Source organism: Streptomyces lomondensis, from assembly GCF_014651035.1.
In the GTDB taxonomy this organism is placed as follows: domain Bacteria; phylum Actinomycetota; class Actinomycetes; order Streptomycetales; family Streptomycetaceae; genus Streptomyces; species Streptomyces lomondensis.
In genome coordinates, this window is sequence record NZ_BMWC01000018.1 from 98065 (window position 1) to 124093 (window position 26029).

Here is a 26029-nt window from a genome sequence, read left to right on the forward strand (position 1 = left end):
CACGGGCAACGGAATTTCCCACGGCCCGAAAGGACTTGTCCGACCCGTCGCCGCACCACACCGGCCAGTGGCTCGCCTACGGCGTGATCGCGGCGGGCTGGATCCTGTTCACGACGGTCACGGCCGGGGTGTCGCGGGCGGTGAGCCGCCAGTGACGTCGAGGCCGTCGGGCCCACGTGCGTGTGCAAGGGACGGGCACGAGAACCGCTTCGGTGGGAGGATGAAGCCCGACGATGCGTCTGAGGGGGCGTCACATGAATCGGACCGCACGATGGCTGCTGCTGGCCGTCGGTTCGTTGGTGGTGTTCGGGCTGTGCGTGTGGCTGGGGGACGCACTGCTTCCGTGGGACCGGCCCGAGCGGATCGGCGCGGGGGCGGGCGCCGGAGCGGTGCTCGCCGCGGTGCTGGTGGCATGGGGATCGTCCGCGATCAGCTCCTCCGCTCCGCCCCGCGGGACGGGCGGGAACACGGCGTCGGGTGAGCGGTCGGTGGCCACCGGGGACAACTCGGGGATCATCGTGACCGGGGACAACGGCACCATCCAGCGGTGAGCGCCGAGCACCTGCCCTCGTCCGCCACCGGCGACCGGGCCGCGTCCGCGGGCAGCAACCCGGGGGTGATAGCGACCGGCAATGACGCCCGGATCGAGCAGCGGACCGTCGTGCTGCCGCCGGGCGCGATGCAGCCGGCCGTCGACGGTGCGGCCGTCACGCAGCTGAACAACCTGCCCGCCTACGACAGCGCGGTGTTCGAGGGCCGCGACGAAGAGCTGCGCAGCCTGGCCGCCGTGCCGTCGTCGGGCACCGGCGTGGTGGCGCAGAGCGTGCGCGGTCTGGGCGGGGTGGGCAAGTCCACGCTGGTGCTCCACCACGCGCGGGCGTTCCTCGCCGCCGGCGGCGGTCCGGTGTGGTGGATCGACGCGGAGACCGAGGCCGGCATCCTGGCCGGGCTGGCGGGACTGGCCACCGCCCTGCACCCGGTGCACGCGGCCCTGCCGCTGGAGGAGGCCGCGGAATGGGCGCTGGTGTGGCTTCAGGGCCGCTCGGGCTGGCTGGTGGTCCTGGACAACGCCGAGGACCCCGCCGACCTGTCCCCTTATCTGGGCCGGCTGACCGCCGGCCAGGTCGTGATCACCACCCGCCGTGACCTGCCCTGGCGCCATCTCGCCGCACCCCTGTGCCTGGACACCCTCACCCCGGACTCGGCCGTGGCCGTCCTGGAGGGCATCACCGGCCGCAGCCGAGCCGACGACACGGCGTTCGGGGAACTGGCCGAGGAACTGGGCTGCCTGCCCCTGGCACTTCAGCAGGCCGGCGCCTACCTGGCACAGACCCGCACCTCGGCCCGCGACCACCTGACCGAACTCCGCCGGGACCCGGCCGGCATCCTCGCCACCACGCCCCCCGGCGACGCCCAGCAGCGCACCGTGGCCCAGGTGTGGAGCGTCACCGTCAAGGCCGTGGAAGAGGCCGACCCGCACGCGGTGCACTTGCTGCGCATCCTGGCCCACATGGCCCCCGACCCCCTGCCGCGCGGCGTCCTGGACGCCGCCCTGCCCACCCGCCGGGCGGTCGACCACGCCCTGGGCGTACTCGCCGCCTACAGCATGATCACTCTGACGGACTCCACCGTCACCACCCACCGCCTCGTCCAGAGCGTCATCCGCACCACCACCCCACCGCCCGCAGCACCCACCCGCCTGCAACGCCTCACCCGCCGGCTGCTCGGGCGCCCTCCCGCCCCACCTTCTACGCCACTGACCACCGCCCTGACGCTCCTGCTCAACGCCCTACCGCCGGGCAGCCCCAAAGAGACAGAGGGCTGGCCCGTCTGGCAGAGCCTTCTGCCCCATCTCCAGGCAGTGGTCACCTATCACCCCGACGACAGCAGGGATGTCCAACTGGCCGTAGCCCTGGGAGAGACCGCCCTCTACCTCCGCAGCCGCGGCCAGGCCCCCGTGACGCTGGCGCTGGAGGAACGGGCCCTGGCGATCGTCGAGGTGGCGTTGGGGCCGGACCATCCCACGACCGCGGTGCGGCTGGGCAACCTCGCCTCGGCGTTCTCCGCGTTGGGCCGGCATGGCGAGGCGCTGCCGCTGGCACTGCGGGCGCTGGAGATCACGGAGGCAGCGCTGGGGCCGGACGATCCCGATACCGCGGTGCGGCTGGGCAACCTCGCCGCGACGTTCTCCGAACTGGGGCGGCCTGGTGATGCGCTGCCCCTGGCCGAGCGGGCGTTGGCGATCGGCGAGGCGGCGTTGGGGCCGGACCACCCCGATACCGCGGTGCGGCTGAACAACCTCGCCTCGACCTTCTCCGAACTGGGGCGGCCTGGTGATGCCCTGCCCCTGGCCGAGCGGGCGTTGGCGATCGCCGAGGAGGCGTTGGGGCCGGACCACCCCACCACCGCAGTGCAGCTCGGCAACGTCGCCTCGGCGTTCTCCGCGTTGGGGCGGTACGACGAGGCGCTGCCCCTGAAGCAGCGGGCGTTGGCGATCACGGAGGCAGCGCTGGGCCCGGACCACCCCGACACCGCGCTGCGGCTGAACAACCTCGCCTCGACGTTCTCCGAACTGGGGCGGCCCGGTGATGCGCTGCCCCTGGCCGAGCGGGCGTTGGCGATCGCCGAGGTGGCGTTGGGGCCGGACCACCCCACCACCGCAGTGCATCTGGGCAACGTCGCCTCGATGTTCTCCGCGTTGGGGCGGCTTGGCGAGGCGGTGCCGCTGGCCGAGCGGGCCCTGGCGATCACGGAGGCGGCGTTGGGGCCGGACCACCCCGACACCTCGCTGCGACTGGGCAACCTCGCTGTGATGTTCTTCGAGTCGGGGCGGCGTGACGAGGCGCTGCCCCTGGCCGAGCGGGCGTTGGCGATCGCCGAGGCGGCGTTGGGCCCGGACCATCCCACCACCGCGGTGCGGCGGAACTACCTCGGCGAGCTTCACCGGTGGCTCGGGGAGGGTGATGAGGAGGAATCGCCGTAGGGGTGGGGCTGCGGGCGGGCTTGGGGGCTGCGTTCGTAGCTGACCGTGGCCGTGGCCCGCGCAACCCGGTTCACGGAACGGGGGGATTACAGGCCCGCAGCAGGGTTCCGCGCCGCCTCGCCCCGTCACGCCAGTTCGTCGCCCTCCAGCCGGTAGCCCTGCCCCCGCACCGTCACGATCCTCGACGCGCCCAGCTTGCGGCGGAGGTAACGGACGTATACGTCCACGACGTTGGAGCCCTCCGAGGCCTCGTAGCCCCAGACGTCGGACAGCAGGTCCTCCCGGCTGAGCACGCTGCCGGCGTTGCGCATGAGGTGTTCCAGCAGGGCCGCCTCCCGGGCGCTGAGCTGGATGATCCGGCCGTCGGCGTAGGCCTGGCGGGTGCGGGTCTCCAGGGCGATTCCCGCACGCCGCAGGACGGAGCTGTCGGCCTCGCGCAGGCGCAGGCGCAGGCGGACCCGGGCGAGGAGTTCCTCGAAGCTGAACGGCTTGGTCAGGTAGTCGTCGGCGCCGCCCTCCAGGCCGTACACCGTGTCCGCGACGGTGTCCCGGGCGCTGAGGATGATGACCGGGAGGGCGCTGGACGCCGCGCGGAGGCGGGCGACCACGGTGAAACCGTCCTCGCCGGGCAGGCCGATGTCCAGGATCATGAGGTCGTATCCGCCGGACATGGCCGCGCGGCGGGCCGTCTCCCCGTCGCTGACGACGGTGGTGCGGAAGCCGTGGGTGGTGAAGCGTTCCGAGAGGTAGGAGGCGATGTGGGCCTCGTCCTCGGCGATGAGGAGGCGGCGGCGGGGCTGTCTGCTCTGGCTCATGGTTTCCTGGGGCCGCCGTTCAGGGCATGTGTGACGTACGGGATGCGAAGCGTGAAGGTCGCCCCCTGGCCCGGGGCGCTGTCCACCTGGATCTCGCCGTGATGCGCTTCGGCGATGGCTTTGACGATGGCGAGTCCGAGGCCCGCTCCGGTTCTGCCGCGGCTCTCCTCGGCGCGGGCGAATCGCTCGAAGATGCGTTGCTGATCCGCGAGTCGAATGCCGGGGCCGGTGTCCTTGACCCACAGTTCGACCCTGTCGGCCCCGGCCCGGCCGCCGATCCAGATACGGCCGTGTGCCTCGGTGTGCTGAGCGGCGTTCTGGGCGAGCTGGATCATGGCCTGGGTGAGGAGATGACGGTCGGCGTGGAGGGTGTCGCGGTGCGGGTTCTCCTCGAAGTCGAGAAGCCAGCGGCGTTCGGCCAGCGCGGCGGCCTTGACGTACACCTCCTCGATCAGTTCGGAGATGCTGAGGTCCTCGGGGCGCAGGGCGTCCGGGCGGCGGGCCTTGGCCAGCATGAGGAGTTCCTCCGCCATGCGGTGCATGCGGTGCAGTTCGTCGGTGATGACGGCGACCGTCTGGGAGCGGGCCTCGGGTTCGTCGGGGAGGGTCTCCAACTGGCTGAGCACGATGGTGATAGGGGTGCGCAGTTCGTGGCCCACGTCGTTCATGAACTGCCGCTTGGTGGTGAAGGCGTCGTCCAGGCGGTCGAGCATGTCGTTGAAGGTGCCTGCCAGTTGTCCGATCTCGTCCTTGTCGTGGACGGGGATACGGCGGGTGATGTCCGACTCGTGGATCGAGCGGGCCGTGTCCCGCAGGACCCGCAGCGGAGCGACGATACGGGTCGCGAAGATCCAGCCGACGCACGCGGAGAGCAGCATGGCGCCGAGGCCGAGATAGATCTGGGTGCGGATCGACTCGTTGATGTGGCTGCGTTCCTGCTGGGTGAAGTGGGCGATGATGAGCACGCCTCGTGCGGAGTCGCCCGCCACCGCGACGGGCACGGCCACGAACCGCACGGAGCCCGCCGTGCTCTTCGTACTCCCGTAGCAGGGTGAGCGGACCGCGGCGGCCCGGCGCATCAGCGCGCGGTCGGTGTCCAGGCGGGCCAGCGGCTCCTCGGCGGAGCGGCGGTACGGCTCTCCGTCCACCAGGGTGATCAGGGTCTGGCCGTGTTCCGGTATAGAGCCCTCCAGATAGGAGACGAAGAGTGCGCGGACTCCGCCCGGGGCCGGCCCCGAACCGCCTGCGCTCTTGGCCGCGAAGGAGCGGAACGCGGCTACGTCGTGGGCGAGCTCGCGGTCGACGCGTTCGTTCAGGCGAGCCGTGAGGATGAACGATTCCGCAACCGTGAGGCTCGCCAGCGTCAGTCCGACCAGCACCAGCATCCGCCCGAGCAGGCGCACGCGGATCGACCGGAGCGGGTGGTGCCCGAACCTGCCGACGGCCTGCTGCGGCGCTTCGGACTCAGTCGTCCCCACCGGTGTCATCGTCGTCTCCGTCGTCCGCCGGCGTGCTCGGCGTCCGGGAGGTGGCCGATGCGGCGGGGCTGTAGGTGGGCGTCGGATCGTCGTCGGACGACTCCCCGGCGGGGACGGGGGACTTCGGGGGCACGGGCTGTGCCGTGTCCGTCTGTTCCGGGTCGGTGTCGTTCGGCTGCTCCGCACCGGCCGGGGGGACGGCGTCCTCGCCGGCGTACTCCTCCGAGGGCGTCGTCGCGCCGTGGGTCGGTGACCTGGTCGGGGTCCGCTCCGTCGCGCGGCTGTCCGGAGACGGTACGGAACTCCTCGCGGGTCCGGGTCCGGGTCCGGTGCGCTCGACGACTACGGGCTCACCGAGATCCGGAGGCGGCCTCTGATGGGCACCGGAGACGGGAATTCCGACGAGCAGGAGCGCGCCGGCCGCGAGAGCGGCGAGACGCTGGCTGCGGGTCACGTGGGTACGACCTCCTCGGTGCCCTGGGACAAGCGGCTGGTGGGCCTTCCGGCATGGGGCCAGGCCTGAAGAGGTACCAGCGGGGCCCGGCGGCGGCCCGCTGAGCGCATTACCTGCTCTTGAACTTTGTGTGTGAGCCGCGCACGGCCTGTGTGGGGGCGGCACCCTGTAGGGCGCCACAGCCTGTGCGGGGGTGGCACCCCGTAGGGCGCCGCCCCCTTGCCCCACCCCGCCGTCGGCTCCCTCGCCGAGGCCGGGATCGTGGCCCACTGGCGCCCAGAGGCCGGCCCCTACGGCGTGCTCGGCCCAGTGGGGGTCCCGAGGGAAGAACGAACAGGCCGTTGACGGGCTTGTGCGACATGCTGGCGGTGGCGGTAGCGCACATACCACCCGCCGAGCAGTGCGCAGCACAGCGCCGGTATCCACAGCGCGTGCAGGGCGGCCATGTTCGCCCCATATGCACCGACCACGCCGCCGCCCGCGAAAGCCACCAGGGTGCTGGCCAGCAGCACGCCCCTCCACGCCTGCCCGTTGCGGTAACCGCGGCATCCGATCAGGACGCCGAGATCAGTCAACGTTCCGGTCATGTGGCTGGTGCGCAGCACCATGCCGCGGTAGTTGGAGAACATCCCGTTCTGCAGCCCGCACGCACCGGCGGCCAAGATCATCGCGCACAGCAGGTTCTGCTGTCCGGTGGCCACCAGCGGAGACAGGCCCAGCAGAACGGACTCCACCAGCAGGGCCACTCCGTAGCGACGGCCGATCCTCCGAGTCTGGGAACCGAGCAGGGCACCAGCCCCGATCGCACCAGCGAAGAAGGCGACCAGGATCGCTGCCAGAGTCCTCAGCTCACCGAGATTGCCGACGGTCACGTCCATGCTGGCCTTGGACACCGATCCCGTCACGTGACTGACCGGGAGGGTCAACGATGTGAGGAACACCGAGTTCACGAACCCGGCGACCGCGGACAACACCGCGGCGGCGATCACCAGGAACCACTTCAGTGAAGCATCATCCGTAGTCTCGGCGGCCTTGGTCACCTTCCGCTCGGCGGCCTTGGTCACCTTCGTGCCGGTATCCGTCATGTTCATGTCGGCCCTCACAGAGCGTTGTAGGAGTCGGTCTGCGGGTCGTGGGTCAGCACCGTGCCGGTGTGGACCTCGTAGAACCAGGCGTGCAGCTGGATCCGGCCCTCCTCCAGGCGCCGGGCGATTCCCGGGAAGGAGCGCAGCCGGGCAAGCTGCGCGAGGACGTGGTTCTGCACGGCCTCTGCCACGGCGGGGTCGTCGTGCGCTCCCTCCGGCTTGGCGGCCGCATGCGCGAGCCAGGCACGCACCGCGGGCACCGCGGAGAGGTCGTCGCCGCGGACGACGGCACCGACAGCGCCACAGTGCGAGTGGCCGCAGACGACGATGTGGGACACGCCGAGCACCTCCACCGCGTACTCGATGGTGGCGGCCTCACCGGACGGCTGCTCCCACCCGTAGTCGGGAACGACGTTGCCCGCGGTCTGCAACTCGAAGATCTCGCCGGGGCGGGCACCGGTGATCAGCATCGGGAGGACGCGGGAGTCGGAGCAGGTGATGAACAGGACCTCAGGAGACTGGCCCTTCGCCAGGGCCGCGAACTCCTCGGACCCGGCAGCGGCCTCCCGGAAGGAGCGTGCGTTGTCGATGAACTTCTTCATGTCGATCGTCTCCAGCGCGCAAGAGCAGCGCGTAGTTCTTTGAGGGTTTGCCAGACGCGCGGGGGCAGCGTCGATTGCCGTGTGGCGCACACGGACACACGGCATTGCGGAACGGTGTGGGGGGTGGAACTCGGAGCGGACCGCGTGGCGCACACGGGCACACGGCGTTGCGGAACGGTGGTGGGCGGGCCTCAGCGCCGACCGTGTGGGGCAGCGTGGTTGTTCACCAGCGGGGTCACGGCGTCGTCATCGTCGCCGCCGGCCGCGAACGCACCAGTCGGGATCCGGTAGGAGAAGCCCTCGGGCAGGGCGCGGATGCCCTTCGGGTCGGGGACCAGCGGGCCGTAGCCGACGGCGCCGCCGGTCGCGGCCGTGCCGGTAACGGCTCCGGGCGCCGTGAGCAGCACGTCCACACTGCCGATGAGCATGACTCCGGCGGCGGCCAGCGCCGATCGGCTCGGCAGTTCTCTGCGGTTCAGCGGCATCTCGCCTCCCGGGCGGAGTGGTGAGCGGAATCCGGCCGACCGGTGGAGGACGGCGCACCGCCATGCTGACGAGCCGGGACGAACCTCAGCGGAAGCCAAGGAGAAGTCGCGAATGTGGTGTTCTCATGTTTCTCATCCGCGAGACATACGGCCGCCTCCGTGCCGACCGGGGGCGCGGAGCCGGACGCCAGGGGTCAGTCGAGACTGACGAGCCTGCGCAACCGCCTGCGGGTCGTGATCACGGGATGCCACAGTTCAGTCATGCACGGTAACGAGGCTGGTGGTGGCGAAACCGTCGCCGAGCTGGCACGGCGACGGTGGGGAGTCGCACTGGGCGGGCAGCCTCCGACGCGGTTCGAGGAGCCGGGGTGGAGGTACGGGGAGGCGGTCGCTCGCAGTTGTCCGGCGTGCGGTGGTGTACTGCACTCCTTGCGCAGGCCGTATGAGTCACATGGTCGGTCCTACGAGTACACGGCGCTCGTCTGTCCCGCCTGCTCGGCTGCCTTCACCCTCGCGGACCTCGGGGTGCAGCGGTACGAGCAACTGGCCGGCGCGGATCGCCGGCAGGACGCGCCGAGGGCCCGTCCGGCAGTGATGCCGCTCGGGCCGTGTCCGGACGGCCCGGGAGCCACCGTCACCGCGATCCGGATCCCGGCGCAGCCGCGTACCGAGGCGCGGGAGAGCAGCCGTCCGGTGTGGCCGGACGACCTTCCGGTCACCGAACAGGTCGAGCGGCGCGCCTTGTTGTGGTGCATGACGGCCGATCCGCGGTGGCGGCCGGCCGAGGCGGCGCTCGCGGCGGCCGAGGACGTGCGGGTGATCCTGCCCGAGGGGCCGGAGTACGAGGAGCTGCGGGCGTGGCTGGAGGCGCGGGACGTCCCGTATCGCGTCAGCCGTTACTGGGAGGAGACCGGGCAGGTCGGCACGGTGAACGACGTTGGGGAGCGTACGGAGCTGCTTGTCGCCGGTCCGGAGGATGCCGCCCCGGCGGCCGGGCCCTGGGCGGTGGCGGCCCGGGACGCGTTCGCCGCCCAGTGGGACGCGCTGGAGGAACTGCCGGAGACCGATGCGGACAGCCACGTGCCGGTCGGGAAGCTGGTACCGGAGGACTGGGTTCCGCTGCTGCCGCACCCCTCGTTCAACCCGATGCAGGCCGTGGCCGTTCCGGTGGTCCTCGAGGACACCGGGCATCTCGTGGTCGTGGCGCCGACGGGGGCGGGAAAGACCCCGATCGGGATGGTCGCGGCGCTCCACGCGCACGCGCGTGGCCGCAAGGCGGCGTGGCTGGTGCCGCAGCGTTCGCTGACCGACGAACTCGACCGCGAGCTGGCGCTCTGGCGGCGCCATGGCCTGAAGGTGGTCCGCCTGACCGGCGAGGCGGCCGTGGACACGGAGTTGATCCGGTCGGCCGAGGTGTGGGTCGCCACCACCGAGAAATTCGAGGCCATCTGCCGTGCCGGATCACTGCACGACGCGCTCGCGGAGGTCGCCTGCCTGGTCGTCGACGAGATCCACCTGCTCGGCGACCCGACCCGCGGAGCCGTGCTCGAGGCACTGCTCAGCCGGGTCCGGGAGGACACCTCGGCCACCCGCATCGTCGGCCTGTCCGCGACGGTCGCCAACGCGGACGAGGTCGCCGAGTGGCTGGGAGCCCGTGTGGTCCGCACCACCTGGCGGCCCACACGGCTCACGTGGCAGCTGCCCATCCTGCACCCGGTCGACGAGGCGGACTGGTCGGGACGGGCCAGCGTGCGGACCGCGGCGGCCGTGCGCATCGCACGGCAGGTCACCGAGGACGGCGGCAGCGTGCTCGTCTTCTGCGGCAGCAAACGCCGGGTGCGGTCCACGGCGCTCGCGCTGGCGGCCGACCGGGGCGTGCCCACCACGGGGGTGGACGCCGACGACGTCGAAGCGGTGGAGCGGCTGTGCACCAAGGCGGGGGTACGGATCCACTATCGGGACTGGCCCTGCAAACGGGATGCCGAGCAGGCGTTCCGGGCCCGCGAGGCGGAGATCCTGGTAGCCACCTCCACGGTCGCGGCCGGCGTGAACCTGCCCGCCCGCGCGGTGATCGTCAGCGACACCACCATCGGCCTGGAGCGCATCGAGGTGTCCATGGTGCAGCAGATGTTCGGACGCGCCGGCCGTATCGGCGCCGGAGAGCGTGAGGGCTGGGCCTTTCTGCTCACCGACCCGACGGAACGGCCCCACTGGCAGGCCCGGCTGGCCGCCGGATACACCGTGCGGTCGCGCCTGGACGACCACCTGGCGGACCACCTCCTCGCCGAGGCCGTGCAGGAGAGGCTGTCGACCCTTGACGAGGCGGAGCAATGGTGGGCCGGGACCTTCGCCGCGCATCAGGGACACGACAGTCTCGAGCCCGTGCACGAGGCGGCGCGGTTTCTCACCACGTCGGGCTGCCTGCGCCGCACGGCGGACGCGAACCGTCTGCAGCCCAGCCCTCTGGGGCAGTTGACCAGCCGCTTCATGGTCGACACCGTGCTCGCCGACGAATTGGCCGCAGTGCTCAACCACGTCCCCGTGCCCGAAGGGCCCTTCGCCGCGGAGCACGTGCTCGCGGCCGTGCTCAGCGACCGGCTTCCCCTGCTCGAACAGGCGCCCTTCACGGACCGGGCCCGTGGCGCGCTGCGTCGAGCACTGCGTGACATGGAGCGCGAGGAGGACGAAGGACTCGACGATCCATGGGAGTTGGGCCCGCCGGAGGAATCCGTTCGGGACGAGGGCGATGCCAGACCGCGGGCCGGAGACCTCGCCCGGGCCGTACTGCTGCTGGCGGCGACCCGTCCGCGTCTCTTCCGCGGCCGTCCCTCCTACGTCCTCGGCATCCCGGTGGACTCCATGACCGGGATCCTGGAGGAAGCCGAGCGCTATCTGGCCTGGCTCGGCGCGCAGGGCCGGCTCGGGACCGTCCACCCCTGGGTGGCTGTCGTCGCCGGCGACCTCTCCAAGCGAATCCGCTGGCGCTCCCTGGGGCCTCGTCGCGGCGCCGGACGGCTGCTGTGGATGTGCGAGCAGATGGCCACGGCCCCGCTCGCTCCCACGCTGGTGCCCCGCATGTGGCGCGCGGCCCGTGACCGCGACATCACCGCACCCGACTGGCGCGGCACGACGCCACCGGGAGACTGCGCTCTCCCCGCTGACCGTTACCGCCGACTCCTCGCGGACCGGGCCACCGAGGTGCACCTCGCCCTCGAGGGGCATGCGGTTCGGGTCACTGCCCCGGCCGGAGCAGTGATATGCGTGTGGGACGGAGCAGCCACCGCTCCCCACATCTCGGAAGGCGGGACGACCACTCTGCTCCTGCCGCCGGCCGACCCGGACGATCCTTCGACGGGGCGCACCGGAGTCGCGGTCTTCACACGTGGTGACCATGTCGCATCGGGATGGCTCGAAGCGTACGCGGCAATACGCGCCTGACCGGTGGGTGGGGGGCCGGTGCTGTGGGGAGGGTCGACGGCGACCCTCCCCACCAGGGGTTCAGTCAGCGCTCGGCGAGGTGGACCTCTGTGCCGGTGTCGGTGTAGACCAGTGCGGCGTAGGCGTTGACGCGATCGGGCACGATTCCCGCGTCGGCGCTGACCGTTCGTCCGGTACGCCCGTCAACGACGAGTGTTCCGTGGTTGCCTCTGGCGTAGAACAGATCCTTGAAGTCGGCTTCCAAGGTGGCGCCCCAGTCCTTGGCGCCGTCCCCCGCCGCCCGGCGCCACAGGATCTTGCCGGCGTTGTCCACGGCGAGCGCCCCGTCCTGCTTCGAGGCGCACAGCACAACGGTGCCGCCCTCGCCTTGACTGCACTCCATGCGGCTGGTCAGGCCGGCTCGCTCGGACAGGACGAAGTCGCCGGTCGTGACGTCGATCAGCTGCGCCCGCTTGCTGCCGTCCCGTTCGAACTTGGCGAACGGTGAGCCGTTGATCGACGTGAGGGTGCCCTGCGGCATCTTCTTGGACCACAGGTCACGGCCGTCGGCCGGGGCGACGCCGGTCAACGGGTATTCCTGGTCCGGGTCATCGCGGAAACCCACCAGGGCGTCGCTGGATCCGCCGAGCTTCCAGAAGCCCGCACGCTGCCACACCATGCGGGGCTCGTCGTCCAGGGAGACCGCGAAGGTGCCCTGCGCGTAGTCGTCCTCCGTCCAGGTGACCGCCGCCACGCCGTCCCCGGTCGCCACCTGGAGCGCGCCGAGCTTGCCGTCCGGTTCGCCGTAGATGTCCACGGGGAGCCGCCAGATCAGCTTGCCGTTGTCCGCCCGGGCGGCGATCACCTCGAACCCGGCCTGCGCCGAACCCTTGCCCTGCTTGGCGAGTTGGACCGGCACGACGGTGAGCATGGCCGGTACTCCGCCGATCCGCACCGGCGCAGGGTGCGACACGCGCTCGCTGATCATGTCGGCCTGCTTCTTGCTCAGATCGCGCGGCGCCGGCAGGTCGTACGTGGGCGTGTTCCGGGTCGTGATGGTGGTGACGGCCTTCCCCGTGGCCAGGTTGTACATCGTCACGCCGGACGCGTGCGCAAGCCAGGCCGCACGGCCGTACAGAGCGATGGTGGGGTCGTCCGCCAGGCCGGTCGGCAGGACATGGGCGGCCTTGCTGTCGAACGTCAAGGGCGCCGCGGCCCGTGGATCGCCGCTGAGGTCGAGGGCCTTCCGGGTGGGCGAGCCGGTGGCCGCGGGACTGCCGCCTCCGTCCGCCGGGCTTCCGGTACACGAGGCGACCAGAGCCACTGCGGCCAGGGCGATGACACTTGCACGTACCGGACTTCTCATCCGACTCTCCGCGTTCCGTGACCTGCACTCCTGAAGTCAGCGGATTCGACCACGGGCGGAGCGGGACCGGTCCCGTCGCAGGACTGACACAGTGCCTCGCGGTTATTGACCACAATCGAAGCGAGGCCCTATGAGACGCATGTTTCATGCGCTGTTAGTGGGTGCGGTCTCCGTCGGAGTCTCAGGTGTGTTCCACCCGGTCGCATCGGCCGACACCTCTCCGCTGGAGGTCAAGAGCGTCACGGCGAGTGCCGATGACGGCAACGTTCCCGACGTCCAGTTGTCCGACGACGGATCGTCGTGGAAGACAGTCCTGGCCCGAAAGATCAGCAGCGGCGGCACACTCGGGCAGCAGAACCACGACTTCGCCGACGCCTCGGCCCGCTACGTGCGGATCGTCGGCCATGGCAACACGGTCAACGACTGGACCAGCATCACCGAGACCGACCTCAAGGGGGCCGACGGCGGCGGAGACGAGGGCGGTGGTGGTTGCTCCTGCGCGTACCCGGCCGACGTGCTGGACCTGACGAACTGGTACATCGGGCTGCCCGTGGGCAAGGAGGAGTCCCCCACCAACGTCTACCAGCCGGAACTCGCCACGTACGCGAACGACCCCTGGTTCACCGCGGCCGACGACTGCGCGGCCGTCCGGTTCCGGGCCCCGGTCAACGGGGTCACCACCAGCGGCTCCAAGTATCCCCGCTCGGAGCTGCGGGAGATGACGGACTCGGGGGAGACCAAGGCGAGTTGGTCGTCCACGTCCGGCACCCACACGATGGTGATCGACCAGGCCATCACGGACCTTCCCGAGGAGACCCCGAACGTCGTCGCCGGGCAGATCCACGACGCCTCCGACGACGTCAGCGTCTTCCGCCTGGAAGGCAGGAAACTCTACGTCACCGACGGCGACGAAAGTCATCACAAGCTGGTGACGTCGGACTACGAGCTGGGGACGAGGTTCCAGGCGAAGTTCGTGGTCGGCGACGGCAAGGTCAAGGCCTACTACAACGGCGAGTTGCAGACCACGCTGTCGAAGGAGTTCTCCGGCGCCTACTTCAAGGCGGGCGCGTACACCCAGGCCAACTGCGACAACTCCCGGCCGTGCAGCGACGACAACTACGGCCAGGTGAAGATCTACGGGCTGAAGGTCACGCACGGCGACGGCGAGGGTGACGGCGACGACGGGGGAAGCGGAGGCGTCGACGCCCGCGCCGACGAGCGGTCGTCGTCCACGGTCACGCGGGCCCCGCTCAGCGCGACGGACGTCGGCGCCGACGCCGTGTAGGACGCCCCGCGCGAAGGGACCGGTGGCGGGTCAGTCCCGCCACCGGTCGTGGGGTGAGCCGGCGGTCGGTCAGCGCTTGGCGAGGTGGACCTCTGTGCCGGTGTCGGTGTAGACCAGCGCGGCGTAGGCGTTGACGCGATCGGGCACGATTCCCGCGTCGGCGCTGACCGTCCGTCCGGTACGCCCGTCGACGACGAATGCCCCGGCTTTGCCGACTTTATCGGCTTTGCCCTTGACGTAGAACAGATCCTTGAACTCGGCTTCTACGGTGCCGTTCCAGCCGTCGGGGCGGTCACCCGCCGCCCGGCGCCAAAGGATCTTGCCGGTTTTGTCAACGGCCAGCGCCCCGTCCTGCTTCGAGGCGCACAGCAGGACGGTGCCGCCCTCGCCGTGAGTGCAGCTCATGCGCTTGGTCAGACCGGCTCGCTTGGACACGACGGAGTCGCCGGTCGCGATCTCGATCAGCTGCGCCTGCTCGCTGTCGTCGTCGAGTTTGGCCAAGGCCGTGTCGTTCGATTTGACCGCCCAGGTGACTCCGGCGGGCACCCCCTTGGCCCACAGGTCACGGCCGTCGGCCGCCGCGACACCGGCCATCGAGTATTCCTCGTCCGGCTCTTCGCGGAACCCCACAACGGCGTCGCCGAATCCGCCGATCATCCAGAAGCCCGCACGCTGCCACAGCATGCGGGGCTCTTTGTCCAGGGAGACCGCGAAGCTGCCTGTCACGTAGCCGTCCTCCGTCCAGGCGACGGTCACCACGCCGTCCCCGGGCTCGACCAGGATCGCGCCGAGCTTGCCGGCCGGGTCACCGTAGATGTCCACGGGAAGACGCCAGATCAGCTTGCCGTTGTCCGCCCGGGCGGCGATCACCTCGAACCCGGCCTGCGCCGAACCGCTGCCCTGCTTGGCGAGCTGGACCGGCACGACGGCGACCACGGCCGGTACCCCGCCGATCCGCACCGGCACAGGGAACGACACGCGGCTGCGTACCATCTCGGCCTGCTTCTTGCTCAGATCGCGCGGCGCCGGCAGGTCGTACGTGGGCGTGTTCTGGGTCTTGATGGTGGTGACGGCCTTCCCCGTCGCCAGGTTGTACATCGTCAGGCCGGACGCGTGCGTGAGCCAGGCCGCACGCCCGTACAAAGCGATGGGAGGGAAGCCCTTCGGGCCGGTCGGCAGGACATGGGCCGCCTTCCTGTCGAACGCCAAGGGCGCCGCGGCCCGTGGATCACCGCTGAGGTCGAGGGCCTTCCGGGTGGGCGAGCCGGAGGCCGCCGGACTGCCGCCGTCCCCCGCCGGGCCTCCGGTACACGAGGCCACCAGAGCCACTGCAGCCAGAGCGATGACACTTGCACGTACCGGACTTCTCATCCGACTCTCCGCGTTCCGTGACCTGTGAGGCCGACCCCGGTCGGTTGACCAGGTGGGCACCCCTGACATCAGCACATGCGACCACTGGTGGGCTGGGACCGGTCCCGGCCTCGAGGCCAAGAGGGCAGGCGTACGCCACCGGGGCGCTACCGCGTGCGCTGGTACGAACCGGACGGCAAGCCGAAGACGAAGTCCTTCGCCCGCAAGGCCGATGCCGAGGCGCAGCGGACGACGCTCCGCCGCGCCGCAGGGCTGCTAGGGCAGGTCGCGGCGGACCAACGCCTGAGCGAAGGGTTCTCCGGTGGCCCGGGCGTAGGCCATCCGCTCGCGCACCTCGCTGAGGGTGCGTGGGCGGTAGCCGGGGCCGCCGCAACAGCCCTTGTGGAAGCGCACACCGGCGTGCAGCAGCACGGAGAGAGTGCGCCAGGCGGCGGTGTCCCGCCTCTTGGGTGCCGCGAAGGCGGAGCCGACGTGGATCAGTGGTTCGGCGCAGCGTGGACAGACCCGGTCGTGCTCGTGGTAGCCGGGGTAGGGCTGCTTGTACGAGGCCCGGCAGGGCAGGCAGACGTACGAGGTCTTTCCATGGGCCATGCGGGAAGGGTAGAGCCACCGCAGGGTCGGGCTCGACGGATTTCCGGCACGCTGCGCAGGCTCTTCAGCAAAGGTGGGGCGGCGACGGCCGACCGTACGTGCTTCTACTCGCGGCCGCGGAGTTCTGCGTCGATGGCGTCAGCAGCATCCCCGGCGGCCAGCTCGCTGATCTCCTTGGGACCTCGCGGTCGTCATACACGAAGAGTCTTGCGTCGACGACGTGGGTCTTCGGTTACCAGCCGAGACGGCGGCCGCCTCGCGTGCAGCACGACGGACGTCCTTCAGTTCGCCCATCTCCTCGCGATCACCGCTGCTCAGGATCAGCTGCCCGTGGTAGCCCTGGTCGCGAGGCTTCAGCGAAGCCCGCATCAGGCCCCTTCAAGCGGTCGACCAGCTGGTCCGACGGACGGAAGGACCTCTCACCAGGTGTTTCTCTGTGCCCCTGGCAGGATTCGAACCCGCTACACCCGCTTGAGGAATGCGATCCGGACACGCTGCGGCGGCTGTCGTCGACGGGTGCGACGGCCGGACAGAGGTGCTGATGGTCATACAGGCTGCCGGGAAGCCCATGAGGGGCGGCGTGGGGCGCTGCCGGTTGCTGGGGTGCTGTACCTCGCTGCTGTACCGCAGCAGGGTCATCCGCTGAGGGCTTCCACGAGAGCCATGAAGATGCCCAGGCCGAAGACAGCAACGGCCACGAACCCGATAACCACCAGCGAGCAGCAAGAAGCGATTGCCACGGTGACCCATGCCCGCCCCACGGCTTGGTGGTAGTCGGTGTCGTCATCCCAGTTCTGATCGACCATGTCGCCCCCTCACCGTGCACAGTACAGAGCGGTCGGCGGAGCTAACTTGGCCGGAGCGACCGTGGCGCGCTCTCAGCTTGGGAAGCTTGAGTGCTTCGGCGGGGTTGCCCTGTTGGCCTGCGGCGGAGCGCCTCGGCTCCCAGCCTGCCCACCGCTTCGGTACCTGCTGTTCCCCCTCGCTCCCCACATGACCTGGCACGCGTCTGGCACGGCCGTTCTGGAGAGGAGCGTTGGCCCACTTTGAGCACTCGCGGTGGAATGGTCCATGTATGCTCGGCGCGTCGTCAGTTGAGACTAGGGGCAGGAGTTTGGGGTTCGATTCCTCTTGCGCCCTTCCTCGTACTCGCTTCGGCCGCGTTGGCACTGAGGTTCGTTGCACTGGTCCTAGGGAGCACTACGTCAGGTAACGCAACTGCCCGCGCTACTCGAAGGGAGAGCACCATGAGCAAAATGCGAAAGTCACTTGAGGCCGTTCTGATGGTGGCTGCGGCGGTCGCAGAAGGTTCCGCAGCTGGTCTGCTGCTTCCTGTCTGAGCTGACGACCGGAAGGGCCTTGATGCCGGCTGTCGGCATCAAGGCCTTCGCTGTATCTAAGGTGACGCAGCTTGGGAAGCTGCGATCACTTGCGGCACATTCGTGCGGTGATCTTCCCAACCACCTCGACGTGGGTCGCATTCGGGCTGTGCTTGGGCGCCTTGGAGCGGCTGTGCAGCCCTTCGACGCCCTCGGCCTGGTAGCGGCGGTACCAGGTGTAGTGGGCCTGTCGACTGATCCCGAAGTACCGGCAGGACATTGCGACGTTGCCTGTGACTTCTTCGACGTGGCGTATGACGGCCAGGCGCCGCTTGGCCTCACGGTCAAGCGGCGGGATAGCGGGGGTGGACTTCGGCATGTGGATCTCCGTAGTGATCGGAGACCCAGGTGTCAACGATGATCGGCAGTTTTAGACGGAGAGCCGGGGCCGTCGTGCCCGGATGGTTACTCGCTGCGGGCGCCGTCGTACGACCCGGACGCCTTGGTGTGCCGACGCGACGGTGCCCCCGATCCGAGCGAGGAGCCGAACTCTCCGCAGGCCGCGACCTTGTACGCGCAGCGCAGGATGTACGCCTAGGCCGCCTCCACGACTTCGTCTCGCATCGCGGCAAGCCCACTCCGCGACCAGCTGCTCGTACTGGGCGCGCTTCTCCCCGTAGAGCCAGCCGCCGCACGCCACGACGAGCGCACGGATCTCTTCGTTGACCACGGCAGCAGACCGCACGGAGCCAGGACTCTGAGAGTCGGGGGACATGCCATAGAGCCTACGGCGCACGACTGACAACCGACCCGGGCGTGCGTCACCGTGGGTTTATGGTCCGCCGGACCTGGCTGATGACGTTCTGCGCGTCCACCCCGTACACCGCCGACTCCTCCAGCGTGCGCCACACCCGCAGGTACGTCGCGATCGAGTCGGCGTCGTCCAGCCACAGCTCCGCATGCCAGTCCTCGACCACCACACGCCGCTCGTCGTAGATCCAGAACCCGTTGCCCGCATAGATCTTCAGCGAGGCGGAGAACGGGACGACGCCAAGCTCCAGCGTGTCCAGCCCGATGAGGCCTACGAGGCGGTCGAGCTGCGCGGCGAGCACGGTCGGCGGGCAGACGAGCGCGTGCAGTGCCCCCTCCCAGATGAGGATCCGGTACTTCCGGCCCGGCTCGGACAGGCCCTGCTGGCGGAGGACGCGAGCGCGCACCGCTTCCTCGGTGTCCCTCGGTGACTGCATGAGGTTGGCGTGCCGGGTGATGACGTGGCGCGCGTAGTCGGCCGTCTGGAGCATGCCGGGGATCAGGTTGTTCTCCCAGATCGTCAGCACCCGCGTACGGCTGTGTTCGGCGGTGATGGCGTCCTGGACGGGCCGGTGGCCGGAGGCCAGCTGCCGCCGCCACGACCGGATGTGGGACTCGAAGCCGCGCAGCTGGGCCAGCAGACCGTCGTATGCCCCGGGGTGCCCCGTCGCGTCCGCCCACGCCCGGAGTTCTTCCACGGTGGCGGTCTGCCGGCCGTTCTCCAGCTTGCTGACTTTGGACTTGGTCCAGCCCTCCCCGAGCCGCTCGGCGAGTTGGGCACCGGTGAGCCGACCATCGGGGCACGTGAATCTCAGTTCCCGGAGCTGCAGCCCCAGTGCCTCGCGCGCCTGCTGGTAGTCAGTACTCACCGGACCTCACGTCATGTGCCGTTGATCTCGAACTTTCCGTACGGGACTGCATAGTGCCAGGCTGCATCCCGGGCCTGGCAGTAGCGGTTCACGGCGGCCGGCTCGGTGATGAGTTCGGCGCCGGTCAGGTTGTCGTCCTCATCGAAGAGGAGTCGGGCCACGAGGCGGGAGTCGAAGAGCCAGAAGTCCTCGTCGGGCAGGTGCAGTTGCTCGGCCTGGGCGCGCGAGAGGTTGCGGATGTCCTCGCCGACGGCGCAGTTGCGTGCGGCGTTGCTGCGCAGGTACAGCTGGCCCGGGGTGGCGGGGTTGTCGACGAGGCGGACCCGCTCGAACCTCTTGCCCTGCGCGGTCTGCTCCCGGACATTGCGGCACCAGGCGTCGTCGTAGTCCCAGTCGATCCGCTGGCCTTTCGTGAACTGGGCCCACTCGGAGGTCTGTTCGTCGCTCGCGTACCGGCGCCTCGTCTCCAGCCGCCAAGCCGTGTGCTGGAACGTGGAGAAGAGTCGGTCGAACTCGTCGTCTGCGTTGATGAGCCGCGGCTTCTCGTCGCGCGGCCCGAAGTCCACGAGGGTGTTCCTGGGCACTACGACGGCGATTTCGCCTTCGCCGAGGTGCTGGAGCCGGCTGAGGTCCTCCGGAGAGAGGGGCGGGCCCTGGACGATGACCTCGCCCGAGTCGAGGTCCTCGTGCACAGCCGGGCAGCCCCCGCCACCTGACCCCGTGCCGTTGAAGCGAAGCCTTCGCATGATCGGTCCCTTCGTCGGAGATGGGGTGCGGCACCAGCCTCCCCTGAGCCAACATCACGAACACGCGGTCCGGGCGACCCACATGGGAAACATCTCGCAACTCCACAAATCAGTCAAGAAACTTCAAGAAACCTGGCGAGCTGCGAGCAACTCCGAGCCCCTACCGTCTGGAACATGGCCGAAGCAACCGCACAGGACCTCGACCCCTTCACCGCCGTGGAATCCCTCCGCGAGGCGCTCCACCAAGTCGGCGTCGTTCTGCCGTCGCTCGCGGTGGACCCGGCATCGCCGAGCCTTCGCCTTGTGGAGCTGGGGCGCGTACGCGCGGACGTGGCCCTGCGGCTGGCACGCGCACTCCAGCAAGGGAGTCCGACGACATGAGCACCAAGCGACAGATCCCCCAGGGCGCCACCATGACGGATCCGCCCCCGCCCGACCTCGCGGTCATGCGCGAGACCACGCAGATAGTGCTCGCGTTCGACTCGGGACCGTACCCGCTCCTGCGAGACGACGAACTGACCGCGCTCACCGACACGCTGCGCCGCCACATCGAAGTACTGGCGCCCGAGGTCGAGCAGGCGGCCAGGCGACTGCCCGAGAATGCCGTGACCCGCCACGGCGCCCTGTGCTGCGTCAGCGAGGCGCGCGGCAAGCTGCGCGCTCCCCAGGTCGCGTTCCCCCCGCAGGCTGGCACGGCGATGTACGCCCGCAGGCTCGCCCGCGTCCTGGTCGCCCTGTGCGACCACTACGAGACCGTCAGCACTGGCGTGGTCGAGACGCCCGAGCAGGCCGCGTTCGTGCGCCTTGCGGACCACTGCCTGAAGTGCCCGACCTGCCGGGCCATGGACGACGAGGGCGCGAACCTCGGCCTCCCCTGCGAGACCCACGATCGGCTCTACGACGAGTACCGGGAAGCTTGGGAGCGGGCTCGTATCGGCCACCGACGTCCTGCGGAGGCATCGGCGTGACCACTCCCGAGGCTGAGCCCGGCCCGCCCGACACCGAAGACGAGTTTCAGCGACTCGGCGAGCATCTGCTGCGCACCGCGAAGTCGTCCCACGCTCGCGCGGCCATCCAGGCCTTGATCGAGGAGCAGACGATTCTGTCGGTGCCGGCCGTACGCCACACTCTGATCAGCGACACCGACGACGGCGAGATGGCCCACTTCGAGGGGCTGGCAGGTCACCAGTACAGCCTCGGCCTCGACAAGGGGCAGCGATACTTCCTCGAGCTGGTCCTGTCGATGGTGGGATCGGGGTGGTCACCCTCGCCGCCGTGCAGACCCTGGACGACCGCCGACTTCCGATCATCCTGCGGGCGATCCTGCGGCTCTCCGGCGACGAGACGATCGCCGTCGGCACGCGCCTGTAGGGCCCTGTGCTCCCATTACCGGCTCGCGCTGACGTCGGTAGCGGGCTTGCTCCGTCTGGGCTCACCTGCGGAAAATGAGGGTGTAGGCAGACCGTAGCGAGAGTGGGCTATAGAGGCACGAGAAGGGCCCCGGGCCTCACTGAGTTGGGGTTTCCGGGGCCTTGGCCCTGTTCGACGTGGTGCCCCCGGCAGGATTCGAACCTGCGACACCCGCTTTAGGAGTTCGGTCACCGTGTCGCGCGGCGGGCCGAAACGCGGCTCGGTAGTCGTTCGTCCATCCGGCTGGGGACGCTTCTGTGCGCCGCCGTTTGCCGCTGTTGATGTCAGCTGGCGGGCACAGGCGGCTTAGCTTCTTACAGCTCCGACCAGGTGTGGGGCTCCGTGTAGGCGTGCTCCCCTCGGAAGAACCAGTCGGCTTTGTTCGTCGCGGAGCCGGCGGGGGGTGTTGTCGGTTGGCTGCGGTCGCGGTGGTTGCTGTACTTCGCGCTGTACAGCACCGCTGCCGATCGCATGTCCGCCACGGCCATGAGGCTTAGTGGACGTCCTGCAGAGCCCCACGGGCGACGTGACGTCGACGGGGGTGGCTCATGGTGGCCTGCCTCCCTACCACCGTGGGTCTGCGATCCTGCCGTCGCGCAAGGACGCGTCGATCGAGTCGGCGGGGCGCTTCCGCCCTGCGATGCTCCAGGTGCGGCGGCGAAAGGACCGAGAGACGCTAATAGAGTCTGGTTGGAGCACCTTCTAAGGGAGCACACCGATGCAGTTCCTCGTAATCGGCAAGTACACGGAACCCGGCACGCTACTGCCCGAAGACCGGATGCCCACCCTCATCAACGATCGAGTCCTTCCGGCTCTCGAAACGCTGGCACAGTGGGAGGAGAAGGGCGAGACGGTCAAGGCCGGCGGCATCTTCGCGGGACAGCGGGTTGGAGCCTTCTTCCTGGAGGCCGAGTCGGGTGAGGAGGTCGGGCAACTGTTGAGCAGCCTGCCCTTCTGGCACGACGTCACCTGGGACGTGACACCCATGCAGTCCTTCCGGTCGACCATCGAGCGCGAGACCCGTGTGCTGGAGCAGGCGCAGGCTGGCGCTGCCTAGAGCTGTCCGGTGAATCAGGTCGGACGAAAGCAGTGTTGCACGGGAGCAAGATCCCACGATCTTTCCCAGGGAGCCACCAAACGCCTCAGGTTCGGCCTACTCACCTGAGTAGGCCGAACCTGAGCTGGCATTTCTCTGGCGGGGTGGCGGGATTTCAACCCATGACCGCTTCGTCCCGAAGCAACTTGGGTGAGGCTGCTGCCTTGGGCCGGTGGGCCACTCACCTGCGCCGAAAGTCCGGAGACGTTCGCGCTCGTCCGCTGGTGTTCGTCGGCGTTGTCACGCAGTTAGACACTCACCCGTGGCGCGTCGCAGCACGTCAGCTCAGTTCTCCGGGTGCAGGCATAACCCTTCCAGTGTGGCAGATCAACTGCGGGTGCCCAGGCTGGAGCGGGGTGGGGGCGGTCACCTGTGGGTGGCGTCTGTCGGCGTTGGTCAGCCTCGCACGGCCCAGGGACGGCCCAGAGGTGGGCCCTGAGATGCGGCCATGTCCCGGCGAGCGCGTCCGATTGCCCTACGCCAGCACCACGTCGGACCACGGAGTACGACTGCGGTCCGCCGTCGTTACCGTCAGTAGTGCTGCCGTATGATCACCGTCTTAGGTGGCCTGGAACGCCCGCGTGTGCCCCCTCCGCAGCGCTACCGCCTCTACCACTTCTGCGGGCCACGTCCGCGGGCAGCTGCGCGGATGGCCTCGGCGTAAGGGGCGTCTTCGGCACGCGTCTCCGGCGCAAGGTCTTCATACGGGATCAGCGCGTCGTGGCTGCTGTTCACTGACTGCATCCACGCACACCACGCATTGTGGACGTCCTCGTCCGTGACCTGCTCCCCCTTGGCCTGTAGCAGTACGGCATAGATACGAAAAAGGTCGTCCGAGTCCGCAGGGGGCTCCACATCTGAGGGGAGGCAGGAACGGATCAGGTGGGCTAGTCGATCAAGGTAGGTCACACGGACAGTGTGCCAACAAACAGGATGAGATGCGCTAGGGCGAAGACCAGAGGCACAATCCGCTCAGAGGTCCCTAGCTCCGCGTAGCGCTTGCGCCAGCTAGGGATTGGATCGCTCTTCAGGGCCTCCCACTCGTCAGCGAAGATCTGGGCCGGTAGGTACTCCTCTAGCTTGTTGATGACCGCAAATTTGGCTGAGTTAAGATCCCGATAGCTGCGAAGCTGCATCCACCATGTGGCAGAGAGAGTGACGCCCGCCAATGTCACGGCCAGCGACACCCACCAGGGGGACTCTGAAAGCTTAGGGATCCCAAAGCCGACCAAGGTAACCAGAGCCGATTGGACTGACAGAAAGAAGGCATTGGCCGTTCCCCTACGCGCCGAGACCCTGTCTGCCATCTCTACGGCTAGCTTGTAGAGTTCGAAAATTTCCTCCCGGTCGTTTGGTTCTGTCGGCGCTGTCACCGCGCCCCCCCGACGAGCTTTTTGAGGTTCTCCCAGGTCCACTTGTAGATCTTGTCGGTCGATTTCGCAGTCGTTGGCTTCTTGCCGGTCTGACCGCTGTATCCATTCAACAGGAAGTAGTCAATCTTCTCTTCCTGTGCGATCTTGACTTCGATACCCACGCCGACAGCGGCGTCCGTGTGCTCGCCGCAGATGACGATGACAACATCAGACGCCCGGATCCTAAGGCGGGCCTTATCCTTCCAGTCGGGGGATGCCTCTTTAATCGACCAGTCGTGGATCTCAAATGGCGAGTCAGGGTTCTTGGCTTGCCCGATTAGGAAGTCCTTCAGGGTTTTGTCATAGTCGTAATCGAAACTGACGAAGGCGCGCTTGGGCATCGGCATCCTTTCTGCAGCGACAGATGCTACCGCGCATCGTAGAGGAAGACACTGACAGCGGTCTGCGCATCTGCGGTAGGAGAGCAGCCCTAGCCCTGCCTCAGCCCTCGGCCTGTCGCATGCACGTGCGACAGGCTTAGCAGCACCACGGCTGCCCCGTCATGAGACTCGACTGCTCGCCGCCTTACGCATGGGGAAGGCAAGGTTGGCCAGAGGTAGGCGGTCGGTGTGGCTCCTCGCAGATGCGCCAGACTCGCCCTCAGTCACCGCAACCTTCCGTATCTCCCAGCATCGAGAGTCTGGAGCGAGTAGCGTTTACTCCGCGCGACTTCGGAGGGGATATGGCGGGGGCAAGTAGAAGTTCACATATAGGCTCTACACTCGACGTGATCAGAGAATACCGACGTGGGCGGCGAAATTTTCGCAACACGCAGCTAGATAATGTCGACTTTTCAGGTGTAAATCTCGAAGGGGTCACATTTTACGGCGCCTCGTTGCGTGGTGCGAACTTTGAGGGGGCAAATCTATTGCACGCGCAACTGAAAGGGGCCGATCTCACAAACGCTCGGTTTACGCATGCCCGACTAGTAGTTACGGATCTGATTGGAGCCACCTTCAGGGGAGTGGATTTCGAGGGTGCAGACTTCACCGGCGCACATCTCGATGAGGCAGATTGCACAGGCGCTTCATTCAAAAGAGCCCGTCTAAATAACTCAGACGTTCGTGGCGCGATCTTCCGTCACGCCGACCTGGAAGAGGTGTCTCTGAGCAGCGTTAACCTTGGTGCAACAGACCTCTCGGAATTTTGCGAAGCGAAGACGATTCGCCAGGAAGGTCCATCTCCAGATAGACGCACGTGCAGTGGTTATGTCGTATAGGCACCCTCGGTTGAAGTCATTCATGATTGATTGTGGCGTGCCGCCTTTGTTCGCAGAGTACATGATCGAATGCGCCAGGGCACTTGGGGATTCTTTGGCGAGGAGACTGATGCAGAGCACTTTTATTAGCTACGGTAGCCCGGATGAGGCGTTCGCCAGGAAGCTCTATGAAGTGTTGCGGCAACATGGCGTAGTCACCTTCTTCTTTCCAGAAATGGCCACTCTGGGCGAAAGGATTGACACCGAGATCTACAGTCGCCTGCATCAGCATGATCGAGTCATCCTCATTTGCTCAGAGGCATCCCTAAACCGTGCCGGCGTACTTCATGAAATTCAAGAGACCCTTGACCGAGAGGCGCGCGACGGCGGAGCTACCTATCTACTTCCAATCATGCTCGATGACTACGTGCTCACCGCATGGAAAGAAGTGCACCCTGTGCTTGCTGAGAGAATAAATCGCCGCGTAGTTGGTGACTTCAGGCGAGCTCGGGAAGGTGAAGCGGAGTTCAATGCGTCAGTTGCGCGACTATTGGACGCACTCAAAGCTGTACGCCCTGCGATATAGTCGCCTTCTCCGCGCGAACAAAGAACCCCCCTTGAGCGGTTGCGTGCACCCGATAGGTCGGTGGAGCGGCTTTGGGCTGGAGCTGCTTTGGGGCGAGTGATCATGGCCCCATAAGCTTCCGGCGAGTCGGGCAGTCTATGGACCTGCCCGTTGAAGCACGACGTTGGGGCCATGATCTTCGAGGCTCGCCCCAAAGTGGCTGCCTAAAGCCGTGGAGCCGACCGCCCCAGCCACAGAGGGTGTCTCCCACTTCATGCCTGCAGTCGCCGAGCGCGCCGCCGGGCGCGGCCAGCCGGGGCGCAGACAGGAGGCAGGGCGCGCCGCAGAGGCGGCGCGCGCCCGCGCCGTGCGCGGGCCTTGAACCCGTAGAGAAAGTTGTAACTCAGTCGGTCGACCGGGGCTTGTCCGGTCCCGGTAGATGCTTGACACTTCGGTCCCAGCTGATGGTTGACAGTGGCCGTGTTCGGCTTTTCTGTGCGCGTCGTTGCGGTGCGTGTGGGGAGGCCGGGATTGGCGCTGGTGGAGTTGTCGGTTGTCGAGCAGAGATACCGGGCTGTGCTTGCGGTTCTGGCGGGTTCGACGGTGACGGAGATTGCCGCGTCGTTGGGGGTGTCGCGGCAGACGGTGAGCGGGTGGAAGTCCCGGTATGAG

26 protein-coding genes and 2 pseudogenes are annotated in these 26029 nt (G+C 68.3%); 10 read left to right on the top strand and 18 right to left on the bottom strand.

The genetic code is table 11. The features are described 5' to 3' along the window. Nucleotides 1–254: 254 nt before the first annotated feature. Both IE255_RS36640 and fxsT read left to right on the top strand, forming a co-directional pair. A complete protein-coding gene (locus IE255_RS36640; protein ID WP_190054742.1) occupies nucleotides 255–551 on the top strand; it encodes a hypothetical protein in 297 nt (98 codons plus the stop codon). After that, nucleotides 548–2983 (top strand): FxSxx-COOH system tetratricopeptide repeat protein, encoded by a 2436-nt coding sequence (gene fxsT / locus IE255_RS36645; protein WP_190054743.1) that lies wholly within the window; start codon nucleotides 548–550, stop codon nucleotides 2981–2983. Before IE255_RS36640 ends, fxsT begins: the two co-directional genes overlap by 4 nt. Before the next feature lie 125 nt (nucleotides 2984–3108). Here the strand turns inward: fxsT and IE255_RS36650 are convergent, their stop codons facing one another. From IE255_RS36650 to IE255_RS36675, 6 genes are all read right to left on the bottom strand, one after another. Further along, nucleotides 3109–3798, bottom strand: coding sequence for a response regulator transcription factor (locus IE255_RS36650; protein WP_190054744.1), 690 nt, complete (start codon nucleotides 3796–3798; stop codon nucleotides 3109–3111). After that, a complete protein-coding gene (locus IE255_RS36655; RefSeq protein ID WP_190054745.1) occupies nucleotides 3795–5276 on the bottom strand; it encodes a sensor histidine kinase in 1482 nt (493 codons plus the stop codon). Before IE255_RS36655 ends, IE255_RS36650 begins: the two co-directional genes overlap by 4 nt. Continuing rightward, complete coding sequence (locus tag IE255_RS36660) at nucleotides 5263–5730, bottom strand: hypothetical protein (RefSeq protein ID WP_190054746.1); 468 nt, start codon at nucleotides 5728–5730, stop codon at nucleotides 5263–5265. Before IE255_RS36660 ends, IE255_RS36655 begins: the two co-directional genes overlap by 14 nt. Nucleotides 5731–6020: 290 nt before the next feature. Continuing rightward, the gene (locus IE255_RS36665; protein ID WP_190054747.1) at nucleotides 6021–6821 is read right to left on the bottom strand and encodes a YoaK family protein; all 801 of its coding nucleotides are present in this window, start codon (nucleotides 6819–6821) and stop codon (nucleotides 6021–6023) included. A gap of 8 nt (nucleotides 6822–6829) precedes the next feature. After that, a complete protein-coding gene (locus IE255_RS36670) occupies nucleotides 6830–7417 on the bottom strand; it encodes a carbonic anhydrase (protein WP_190054748.1) in 588 nt (195 codons plus the stop codon). Between the two features lie 191 nt (nucleotides 7418–7608). Further along, the gene (locus IE255_RS36675; RefSeq protein WP_190054749.1) at nucleotides 7609–7902 is read right to left on the bottom strand and encodes a hypothetical protein; all 294 of its coding nucleotides are present in this window, start codon (nucleotides 7900–7902) and stop codon (nucleotides 7609–7611) included. A gap of 594 nt (nucleotides 7903–8496) precedes the next feature. On the opposite strand from IE255_RS36675, the gene IE255_RS36680 reads away from it, so the two are divergent. Next, on the top strand, nucleotides 8497–11340 hold the full coding sequence (locus IE255_RS36680) for a DEAD/DEAH box helicase (protein ID WP_372487624.1): 2844 nt from the start codon (nucleotides 8497–8499) through the stop codon (nucleotides 11338–11340). A gap of 64 nt (nucleotides 11341–11404) precedes the next feature. Here IE255_RS36680 and IE255_RS36685 read toward each other — a convergent pair whose 3' ends face one another. Further along, nucleotides 11405–12685, bottom strand: coding sequence for a PQQ-binding-like beta-propeller repeat protein (locus IE255_RS36685; RefSeq protein WP_190054751.1), 1281 nt, complete (start codon nucleotides 12683–12685; stop codon nucleotides 11405–11407). Nucleotides 12686–12872: 187 nt separating this feature from the next. On the opposite strand from IE255_RS36685, the gene IE255_RS36690 reads away from it, so the two are divergent. Next, entirely contained in the window at nucleotides 12873–13970 is a 1098-nt protein-coding gene (locus tag IE255_RS36690) for a polysaccharide lyase family 7 protein (RefSeq protein ID WP_229906770.1), read from the top strand. A 69-nt stretch (nucleotides 13971–14039) separates the two neighbouring features. Here the strand turns inward: IE255_RS36690 and IE255_RS36695 are convergent, their stop codons facing one another. The 7 genes and pseudogenes from IE255_RS36695 to IE255_RS36720 form a co-directional block, all read right to left on the bottom strand. Beyond that, nucleotides 14040–15068, bottom strand: coding sequence for a hypothetical protein (locus tag IE255_RS36695; RefSeq protein WP_190054752.1), 1029 nt, complete (start codon nucleotides 15066–15068; stop codon nucleotides 14040–14042). A 528-nt stretch (nucleotides 15069–15596) separates the two neighbouring features. Continuing rightward, complete coding sequence (locus IE255_RS36700; RefSeq protein WP_190054753.1) at nucleotides 15597–15932, bottom strand: deoxyxylulose-5-phosphate synthase; 336 nt, start codon at nucleotides 15930–15932, stop codon at nucleotides 15597–15599. Between the two features lie 635 nt (nucleotides 15933–16567). Next, a complete protein-coding gene (locus tag IE255_RS36705; RefSeq protein WP_190054754.1) occupies nucleotides 16568–16738 on the bottom strand; it encodes a hypothetical protein in 171 nt (56 codons plus the stop codon). Between the two features lie 643 nt (nucleotides 16739–17381). Then, nucleotides 17382–17630 (bottom strand): annotated as a pseudogene (locus IE255_RS36710) (helix-turn-helix domain-containing protein); the annotation flags it as partial. Nucleotides 17631–17845: 215 nt separating this feature from the next. Next, nucleotides 17846–18026 (bottom strand): annotated as a pseudogene (locus tag IE255_RS39745) (hypothetical protein). Between the two features lie 46 nt (nucleotides 18027–18072). Beyond that, nucleotides 18073–18930, bottom strand: a complete 858-nt coding sequence (locus IE255_RS36715; protein ID WP_190054755.1) for a helix-turn-helix domain-containing protein — start codon at nucleotides 18928–18930, stop codon at nucleotides 18073–18075. 11 nt (nucleotides 18931–18941) lie between these two features. Continuing rightward, on the bottom strand, nucleotides 18942–19679 hold the full coding sequence (locus IE255_RS36720) for a DUF6879 family protein (RefSeq protein WP_190054772.1): 738 nt from the start codon (nucleotides 19677–19679) through the stop codon (nucleotides 18942–18944). Nucleotides 19680–19850: 171 nt separating this feature from the next. Here IE255_RS36720 and IE255_RS36725 point away from each other — a divergent pair, with 171 nt between their 5' ends. Further along, nucleotides 19851–20057 carry a hypothetical protein gene (locus IE255_RS36725; RefSeq protein ID WP_190054756.1) on the top strand — a complete coding sequence of 69 codons (207 nt, stop codon included), beginning with the start codon at nucleotides 19851–19853 and terminating at the stop codon, nucleotides 20055–20057. Continuing rightward, nucleotides 20054–20644, top strand: a complete 591-nt coding sequence (locus tag IE255_RS36730; protein ID WP_190054757.1) for a DUF6415 family natural product biosynthesis protein — start codon at nucleotides 20054–20056, stop codon at nucleotides 20642–20644. The genes IE255_RS36725 and IE255_RS36730 overlap by 4 nt, the downstream gene beginning before the upstream one ends. Nucleotides 20645–21400: 756 nt before the next feature. Here IE255_RS36730 and IE255_RS36735 read toward each other — a convergent pair. Then, complete coding sequence (locus IE255_RS36735; RefSeq protein WP_190054758.1) at nucleotides 21401–21568, bottom strand: hypothetical protein; 168 nt, start codon at nucleotides 21566–21568, stop codon at nucleotides 21401–21403. A 236-nt stretch (nucleotides 21569–21804) separates the two neighbouring features. Here IE255_RS36735 and IE255_RS36740 point away from each other — a divergent pair, with 236 nt between their 5' ends. Continuing rightward, nucleotides 21805–22143, top strand: coding sequence for a hypothetical protein (locus IE255_RS36740; RefSeq protein WP_190054759.1), 339 nt, complete (start codon nucleotides 21805–21807; stop codon nucleotides 22141–22143). A 648-nt stretch (nucleotides 22144–22791) separates the two neighbouring features. On the opposite strand, the gene IE255_RS36745 is transcribed toward IE255_RS36740, so the two are convergent. The 3 genes from IE255_RS36745 to IE255_RS36755 are packed head-to-tail and all read right to left on the bottom strand — an operon-like array spanning nucleotide 22792 to nucleotide 23935. Beyond that, nucleotides 22792–23091 (bottom strand): DUF7701 domain-containing protein, encoded by a 300-nt coding sequence (locus IE255_RS36745; RefSeq protein ID WP_190054760.1) that lies wholly within the window; start codon nucleotides 23089–23091, stop codon nucleotides 22792–22794. Continuing rightward, nucleotides 23088–23555, bottom strand: a complete 468-nt coding sequence (locus tag IE255_RS36750; protein ID WP_190054761.1) for a RipA family octameric membrane protein — start codon at nucleotides 23553–23555, stop codon at nucleotides 23088–23090. Before IE255_RS36750 ends, IE255_RS36745 begins: the two co-directional genes overlap by 4 nt. Next, nucleotides 23552–23935 carry a TIR domain-containing protein gene (locus IE255_RS36755; RefSeq protein WP_190054762.1) on the bottom strand — a complete coding sequence of 128 codons (384 nt, stop codon included), beginning with the start codon at nucleotides 23933–23935 and terminating at the stop codon, nucleotides 23552–23554. Before IE255_RS36755 ends, IE255_RS36750 begins: the two co-directional genes overlap by 4 nt. Nucleotides 23936–24276: 341 nt before the next feature. Between IE255_RS36755 and IE255_RS36760 the strand changes: the two genes are divergently transcribed. The 3 genes from IE255_RS36760 to IE255_RS36770 form a co-directional block, all read left to right on the top strand. After that, entirely contained in the window at nucleotides 24277–24813 is a 537-nt protein-coding gene (locus IE255_RS36760) for a pentapeptide repeat-containing protein (protein WP_229906772.1), read from the top strand. Between the two features lie 109 nt (nucleotides 24814–24922). Then, on the top strand, nucleotides 24923–25378 hold the full coding sequence (locus tag IE255_RS36765; protein ID WP_190054764.1) for a toll/interleukin-1 receptor domain-containing protein: 456 nt from the start codon (nucleotides 24923–24925) through the stop codon (nucleotides 25376–25378). 510 nt (nucleotides 25379–25888) lie between these two features. Further along, the coding region (locus IE255_RS36770) for a helix-turn-helix domain-containing protein (RefSeq protein ID WP_190054773.1) at nucleotides 25889–26029 on the top strand (141 nt) is incomplete at its 3' end.